Consider the following 6,666-nt stretch of genomic DNA (forward strand, 5'->3'; position numbering starts at 1 on the left):
ACGGCGGTTTGATACGTTCGATCGTTTGTCATGAACGCGCAGCGCCCCATTTTCATTTGGGGACCGTTGGCTTATAATGGTCATATACAAGAAATTGCGGCAAAGCGTGGTGGTTATTTGCAACATTATTTGCACCATCTCATCGACCATTTCGGCTATATCGGCATTATGATCGCGCTCATGCTCGGCATCGTCGGGCTGCCGATTCCTGATGAATTGCTGCTGACTTATGCCGGCTACCGCGTATCGACCGGTTCGTTTTCCTATCCGCTCACTTTCCTTTTTTGCTGGCTTGGCGCCGTTATAGGCATCTCGCTCAGCTACACGCTCGGGATTACGCTCGGGTTACCGTTTTTACACAGATTTGGTCCTAAGCTCCACGTGACGGAAAAACGGCTCGAGCAAACGAAAGCGCTATTTGCGAAACTCGGTCCAACTGTCCTGTTTATTTGCTATTTCATCCCCGGCGTTCGGCATCTCGCCGCTTTTTGGGCCGGGACGAACGCCTACCAATGGCGAAAGTTTGCCCTATTTGCCTACAGCGGAGCCATGGTGTGGGTGGCGGTGTTTTTGACGATCGGCGCTTATTTTGAAAGCCGCTGGACGGCCGTCAAACAATACCTCCACGCCTATCGCCCGTTTTTTCTTCTCGCCTTCGTGATCGCTTTCAGCTCCGCCCTCTTCTGGTGGTGGGTACAACAAAAACGAAAAACACCGGACTGAACGCCGGTGTTTTTCGTTTTTCGGCTCCTGCTATACGTGTTCGGTCGAATCGCGGCGATACGTCTCCATGAGCAGACCGATGAACAAGCCGAACCCGAACATCACCATCGAAGCGCCGATAATTCCAAGGCTGACAATGGTAAGGAAAAAGTCTTTGTTGTAAGCGTTTGCGATAAAACTGAGCAAAAAAAGCGCTGTTCCGACCGTTAAGCCGACGGACGCCATCCATTTGCACATGTTGGTCATTTGTTGTCCTTCATGTCGTTGATTCATTCTCATCATCCCCTTACTTAGAGGATACTATTCTTGTCACAAAATTGCAATATTTTCTTTTCTTTTTTCTCCTCCGTTTCGGGTATAATTTATATTTTACCTTCTGTCACAACATTTACAGGGCAACAAAAACGGAGGGCGTCATACACTAACAATGACTCCTTCCCAACAAAGGAGGCATGCCGCTTGAACACCGTCGACTACGATAAGGCGCTCTATTACACGCATCGCTCGGAATGGGACAATTTGCTGATTTTAATGGTGCGCACGCCCGATGATATGCTATCCAAAAAAATCGAAAAGTTCCTTCACGCTTATAATTTCGAGCATGATTACTCGATCATTCAAGAGCGGCTCCACGCTCTGTTGCGCTACATCGATCATGCCCTTGAAGTCAGCGAACAACAAACGGGGACGGAGGCGTACGCCCATTTTTACTCCTAAAGCAAGCGGGGAATTGGTTTTTCGTCCAATTCCCCGCCGCTGTTTGTCCGCCCGTTACGGAGCGTAAGAAGGCGACACCGCGCGCAGGACGTCGTGCACTCGCCGCATGACGGCACCCGTCAGCGTGGCCAACTTCTCCTCGCTGTCTTGGAGCGATGTCCCTTTCACGCCAAAGTACGCTTTCATTTTCGGTTCCGTCCCTGACGGACGCAAACAAAACCACGAGCCATCCTCCAATACGTATTTCAACACGTTCGAAGCCGGGAGGGTGAGCGCCGTTTTCTCTCCGGTGACTGTGTTCGTCCGCTCCCTTGTTTTGTAATCCTCGATCACCGTCACCTTTTTCCCCGTGACCTCCACCGGCGGCTGCTGCCGGAACGAAGCCAAAATCGCGGCGATCGCCTCCGCTCCTTCTTTCCCCTTTAACGTGAGCGATTGTTGCCCTTCACGATAGTAGCCGTATTTGGCAAACAATTGAAGAAGCCCTTCATACAACGACAGCCCTTGCTGCTTGTAAAAAGCGCACACTTCCGCCGCTAGGACAGCCGCCTGCACGGCATCTTTATCGCGAACGAAGTCGCCGATCAAATACCCGTAGCTTTCTTCATACCCGAACTGGAACACATACTGTCCCGTCTGTTCGTATTCCTTGATTTTTTCCCCGATGAATTTGAACCCGGTCAGCGTATCGACCGTCTCCAAACCGAACGAGGCGGCGATCGCCCGCCCAAACTCGGACGTGACAATCGTCTTTAAGACGACCCCATTGGGTGGAAGCAACCCCTTTTCTTTGCGCTGCGACAGTAAATAATGAAGCAGCAGCGCGCCCGTTTGGTTGCCGGTTAAGACGATGTACTCCCCTTCCCCATTTTTTACCGCAATACCGAGCCGATCCGCGTCCGGATCAGTGGCGATGAGCAGATCGGCGTTCACTTGTTCGCCAAGCTCGATCGCCATGGCAAACGCTGCATGCTCTTCCGGATTGGGCGAAGCGACGGTTGAAAAGTTCGGATCCGGCTGTTCTTGTTCCTTGACGACAAAGACGTTTTGGTAACCGAGCTCGACGAGCGCGCGGCGCACCGGCTTGTTTGCCGTGCCGTGAAGGGGCGTAAACACGATCGTCATCTTTGTTTCCTTGGCCAGCTCCGGATGCAGCGAAATCGTTTTGACGGCGTCAATGTACGCGTCATCGATTTCTTTGCCGATGATCCGAATCAGTCCTTTTTGCTTTAATACTTCCTCATCCTCAACACAAACAGCGATCTCATTCTCCACTTCATTGACATAACGGATGACCTCATCGGCGACAGCGGGCGGCAGTTGTCCGCCGTCTTCGCCGTACACTTTATAGCCGTTGTATTCCGGCGGATTATGGCTCGCGGTGATGACGATGCCGGCAAACGCCCGCAAGTGCCGAACGGCAAACGACAGCTCCGGCGTCGGGCGCAATTGGTCAAATACATACGCTTGAATGCCGTTTGTGGCCAACGTTTTCGCCGCCTCCATCGCGAATTCCGGCGATTGATGCCGCGAATCATAAGCGATCACGACACCGCGCCGCTTCGCTTCATCGCCAAACGATTGTATGTATCGGGCCAATCCTTCTGACGCTTTCCGGACCGTATAGATGTTCATGCGATTCGTTCCGGGGCCGAGTTCCCCGCGCATGCCGCCGGTGCCAAACTCGAGATTTTTGTAAAAGCAATCTTCGAGCCACCGTTCATCGTCGCGACGCTGCTCTAGGCGTTGCCGCAATTCCGGATGCAACTGCGGTTCGCGGAGCCATTGTTCGTATTTTTGTCTCCATTCCATCCATTTTCCCTCCCGTTTTTCTTTCTCCTGTTTATGTATTCGTTCCCATCATACAATATACCTGCCAAAAGGAAAAGGATGCCTCGACAATAAAGGCATCCTTTTTCTACGGCTAGCCTTGTGGCTGCGACGGCTCAGAAATGTTGGTCAACGCTTGTTCCGCCGCTTCATTCGAAGCGCTGTTCGTGGCGATGTCCCCTAAAGCAACGATGCCTTGAAGCTGGTTGTTTTCAACGATCGGCAAGCGACGAACTTGATGCTGCGCCATGACGTTAGCGGCATCTTGAACGCTCATGTTCGGCGTGCCGGTGACGACTTGATTCGTCATCACCTCAGCGACTTTGACGGTCGCCGGGTTTTTCCCTTGGGACGATACGCGCAACGTAATGTCGCGGTCGGTGATCATCCCTTTCACTTGCCCGTTTTCCACAACCGGAAGCGCGCCGATATTTTTTTGGCTCATAATTTGCGCTGCTTCTTGCACCGTTTGATTCGGCGAAATGGTCGCGACGTTTTTCGTCATAATGTCTTGCACTTTCGTTCCGCTGTTGTTCGTCAATGTGATCCTCCCCTTTCACCGATTAGTTTGGCTCGTTTGCCGAACGATATAGGTAGAAAATAATGCCGTTCTCCCCTTTCTTGTTGATGGACGCATCGATTTCGGTCGATTATAATGAAGCTGAGCCGCAAAGGAAAAGGTGAACCACATTTCTTGCGCGCGAACGAAAGAAGGTGAACGGGAGTGAAAAAGGAGACACGCGCGGAAAACTTGCTGCTGGCCGCTTGGGTGACAGCGCTGGTCGCCACGCTAGGGAGTTTGTATTTTTCCGAAGTGCTCGGCTTTATTCCGTGTGACTTATGTTGGTTTCAGCGCATTTTCATGTATCCGCAAGTCATCATTTTAGGGATCGCCATCGTCCGCAAGGAGTTTTCCACCGCCCGTTACAGTTTGGCGTTATCGGTGATCGGGGGCTTGATTTCGCTCTATCATTACGCTTTGCAAAAAATACCTGTTTTTCAGCATTACGCCATCCAATGCGGCCGCATCCCGTGCACAGGGCAATACATGAACTGGCTAGGTTTCATTACCATCCCGTTTCTGGCCCTTACCGCTTTTTTGATCATCGCATTGCTAAGCGTTGCCGTGATGCGCCAGCAAAAAAGGAGGAACAACGTTTGAAAAAACTGGTGATCTGGGGTGGGTTGGTCGCTGTTTTGTTTGCCGTTATTGCTTGGATGACAAAGCTGGAGCAAAAAGAAGAATCAGAAGGAAATCCATTCCATAAAAACCGTTTGCATCCGGCCACCGTCGATCAGCTTGATGACCCAAACTACCGCAACATCGTTTTGCCCGCCGAGCTCAAACGGGAGTTGGCCGCGGGCAAGTCGCTGACCGTCTACTTTTACAGCCCGTTATGTCCGCATTGCCAGCGGACGACTCCCATTGTCGTGCCGTTGGCCAAACAACTCGGCATTGAATTGCAGCTGTTCAACTTGCTTGAATTCGAAGAAGGTTGGGACGATTACCGCATTGAAGCGACCCCGACGATCGTCCACTACGAGGGCGGCAAAGAGACGAAGCGAATCGAAGGGTACCATGATGAGCAAACGTTCCGTGAGTTTTTCTCCTCCATTTCCCGGTCAAAATAAAGAGGAGCTGCGCCTTTCGGCTAGGCTCCTTGTCCGTTTACATCACCCACTCGCTGGCCGCAGGAACGTACTGGCTGCACGGGAACGCGCGCTTTTTGGCGAATTGGTTCGCTTGAAAAGGGAACGTGATGCCATAGCGGGCCAAAATGGTTTGATTGCGGACAAACAACCATTCATACGGCTCGCATTTCCCTCGCTCCCCGATCCACTCGATCACCGTAATGAGCGACTGCAATGCCGAGATGATGTGGAACGCTTCCTTCATCGTCCCGTTGTATGTAACACGCTCGTGGTCCAGCGAAAGAATACCCCATTCCTCGAATTGCCGGATTTGTTCGTCATCAAAGTAATAAGGGAAAATCCCGCTGTAAAAGTAGTTGAGCAAATAATGCATATAGTTTTCTTGCTCTGGAGTTACCGCATACATCATTTTCAACGTTCATCCCACCTTTTCTCGCCGCCATGCTTGCGTTTTCCATCGTTCAGACGGATACTATGAGTGTATCATATTCGCTGCGGGGATTGAGGTAGAAAGTGTTTCCACGACTACAGGGAACTGGGAGGTGCGACAACGTTTGTGGAAACGAAAAGGGGACTGGCTCGAATGCATGATCCCGCGTTTCTGGAGCGGGTTGACCATTGAACAATTGCTGAAAGAGGTGTGGGCTGCCTCGAAAAAACTCGCCCATCGGTGGCGAATGGAACAGGGAGTCAAACTGAACGGCCAAGCGGTTTCATGGCGGACGGAACTGAAAGAGCGCGACCGTCTGCAGCTTTACGCCTACGAACCGGAGCCGTCTCTTCTCATTCCAGAATACCGGGAGCTTTCCGTGTTATGGGAGGACGACCATTTGCTCGTCTTGAACAAGGAAGCCGGCCTAGACGTTCATCCATCGGAACCGGGACAGACAGGCACGCTCGCCAACGCCGTTGCTTTTTATTTGCAATCGCAAGGAATCTTGACCAAAGTCCGCCATATCCATCGGCTTGACCGCGACACCTCCGGAGCGATTGTATTTGCCAAACATCCGCTTGCCGGAGCGACGCTCGATCGACTGCTCGCCCGCCGCGCCATCAGGCGGACGTACGTCGCCCTTGTTCACGGCCATTTGTCGCCAACATCAGGGACCATTTCCGCCCCAATCGGCCGCGACCGCCATCATCCGACGCGCCGGCGCGTCTCAAAAACCGGAGCCGTGGCGGTGACCCACTATCGCGTGCTCGAAACGTTCCCGTCGACCTCGCTCGTTGAACTGAGCCTCGACACCGGGCGGACGCACCAAATTCGCGTCCATTTGGCGCATCTTGGCCACCCGCTTGTCGGCGACGTGCTGTATGGCGGCCAACCATCGTTCCATCGCCATGCGCTCCATGCTGTTAAACTGACATTCCGCCACCCGTTTACCAACGAAGAAGTCGTTTGCCTCGCGCCGACGAGCGACTTTCCGGTCGATCTCTCGCCCCTCGCTCGCGAATAGAGCAGTGAAAAAGCAGCGGTGGGGCCTCACCGCCGGCGGATGCCATAAAACGAGAGCCGCTCCCCAAAGCGTTCACCAATTGAGGGAACGGCGAAGCCGCTCTTTCCATCACGGCCGTCTCGCCTTCTATAGGGTCGATGAAAAAGTACACATATTTTCCGTTTAAGAAATGATGCTGAGAAGCGGTTGCGCGAGTCAATCACCGCCCCTCTAGAAGGCTGGTGAAAAACGGTTGTTTCTTTTGAGCAATGGGGGATCGTTTGAAAGGTGATCGTGATGCGACGAG

Annotated in this window: 10 protein-coding genes; 5 read left to right on the forward strand and 5 right to left on the reverse strand. The window is 52.5% G+C overall.

The features are described from left to right. Nucleotides 1-117: 117 nt before the first annotated feature. Complete coding sequence (locus B4113_RS05560) at nt 118-723, forward strand: DedA family protein (RefSeq protein WP_033844792.1); 606 nt, start codon at nt 118-120, stop codon at nt 721-723. Nucleotides 724-753: 30 nt separating this feature from the next. Here B4113_RS05560 and B4113_RS05565 read toward each other — a convergent pair whose 3' ends face one another. Then, complete coding sequence (locus tag B4113_RS05565) at nt 754-1,002, reverse strand: hypothetical protein (protein ID WP_033844791.1); 249 nt, start codon at nt 1,000-1,002, stop codon at nt 754-756. A gap of 180 nt (nt 1,003-1,182) precedes the next feature. On the opposite strand from B4113_RS05565, the gene B4113_RS05570 reads away from it, so the two are divergent. Continuing rightward, nucleotides 1,183-1,440, forward strand: coding sequence for a YhdB family protein (locus B4113_RS05570; RefSeq protein ID WP_033018687.1), 258 nt, complete (start codon nt 1,183-1,185; stop codon nt 1,438-1,440). A gap of 54 nt (nt 1,441-1,494) precedes the next feature. Here B4113_RS05570 and B4113_RS05575 read toward each other — a convergent pair whose 3' ends face one another. Further along, nucleotides 1,495-3,252, reverse strand: coding sequence for a phospho-sugar mutase (locus tag B4113_RS05575; RefSeq protein ID WP_033843195.1), 1,758 nt, complete (start codon nt 3,250-3,252; stop codon nt 1,495-1,497). Nucleotides 3,253-3,364: 112 nt separating this feature from the next. Further along, complete coding sequence (locus tag B4113_RS05580; protein ID WP_033018691.1) at nt 3,365-3,811, reverse strand: CBS domain-containing protein; 447 nt, start codon at nt 3,809-3,811, stop codon at nt 3,365-3,367. Between the two features lie 183 nt (nt 3,812-3,994). Here B4113_RS05580 and B4113_RS05585 point away from each other — a divergent pair, with 183 nt between their 5' ends. Together B4113_RS05585 and B4113_RS05590 are read left to right on the forward strand one after the other, a co-directional pair. Further along, nucleotides 3,995-4,432 carry a disulfide oxidoreductase gene (locus B4113_RS05585; RefSeq protein WP_033843194.1) on the forward strand — a complete coding sequence of 146 codons (438 nt, stop codon included), beginning with the start codon at nt 3,995-3,997 and terminating at the stop codon, nt 4,430-4,432. After that, nucleotides 4,429-4,902, forward strand: coding sequence for a thioredoxin family protein (locus B4113_RS05590; protein WP_033843193.1), 474 nt, complete (start codon nt 4,429-4,431; stop codon nt 4,900-4,902). The genes B4113_RS05585 and B4113_RS05590 overlap by 4 nt, the downstream gene beginning before the upstream one ends. Nucleotides 4,903-4,939: 37 nt before the next feature. Here B4113_RS05590 and B4113_RS05595 read toward each other — a convergent pair whose 3' ends face one another. Next, complete coding sequence (locus tag B4113_RS05595; protein ID WP_033843192.1) at nt 4,940-5,338, reverse strand: YhcU family protein; 399 nt, start codon at nt 5,336-5,338, stop codon at nt 4,940-4,942. 139 nt (nt 5,339-5,477) lie between these two features. Between B4113_RS05595 and B4113_RS05600 the strand changes: the two genes are divergently transcribed. Further along, on the forward strand, nt 5,478-6,380 hold the full coding sequence (locus tag B4113_RS05600; protein ID WP_033843190.1) for an RluA family pseudouridine synthase: 903 nt from the start codon (nt 5,478-5,480) through the stop codon (nt 6,378-6,380). A gap of 26 nt (nt 6,381-6,406) precedes the next feature. Here B4113_RS05600 and B4113_RS20350 read toward each other — a convergent pair. Then, nucleotides 6,407-6,666, reverse strand: a 260-nt coding sequence (locus tag B4113_RS20350; RefSeq protein WP_235597962.1) for a hypothetical protein, incomplete at its 5' end; no start/stop codon positions are given.

The organism is Geobacillus sp. B4113_201601 (assembly GCF_001587475.1).
Classification (GTDB): Bacteria; Bacillota; Bacilli; order Bacillales; family Anoxybacillaceae; genus Geobacillus; species Geobacillus icigianus.

What these genes read in the sequence shown, in the direction of transcription:
- B4113_RS05575 (WP_033843195.1), bottom strand. Translation starts at nt 3,252, where the DNA reads ATGGAATGGAGACAAAAATACGAACAATGGCTCCGCGAACCGCAGTTG.
- B4113_RS05565 (WP_033844791.1), bottom strand. Translation starts at nt 1,002, where the DNA reads ATGAGAATGAATCAACGACATGAAGGACAACAAATGACCAACATGTGC.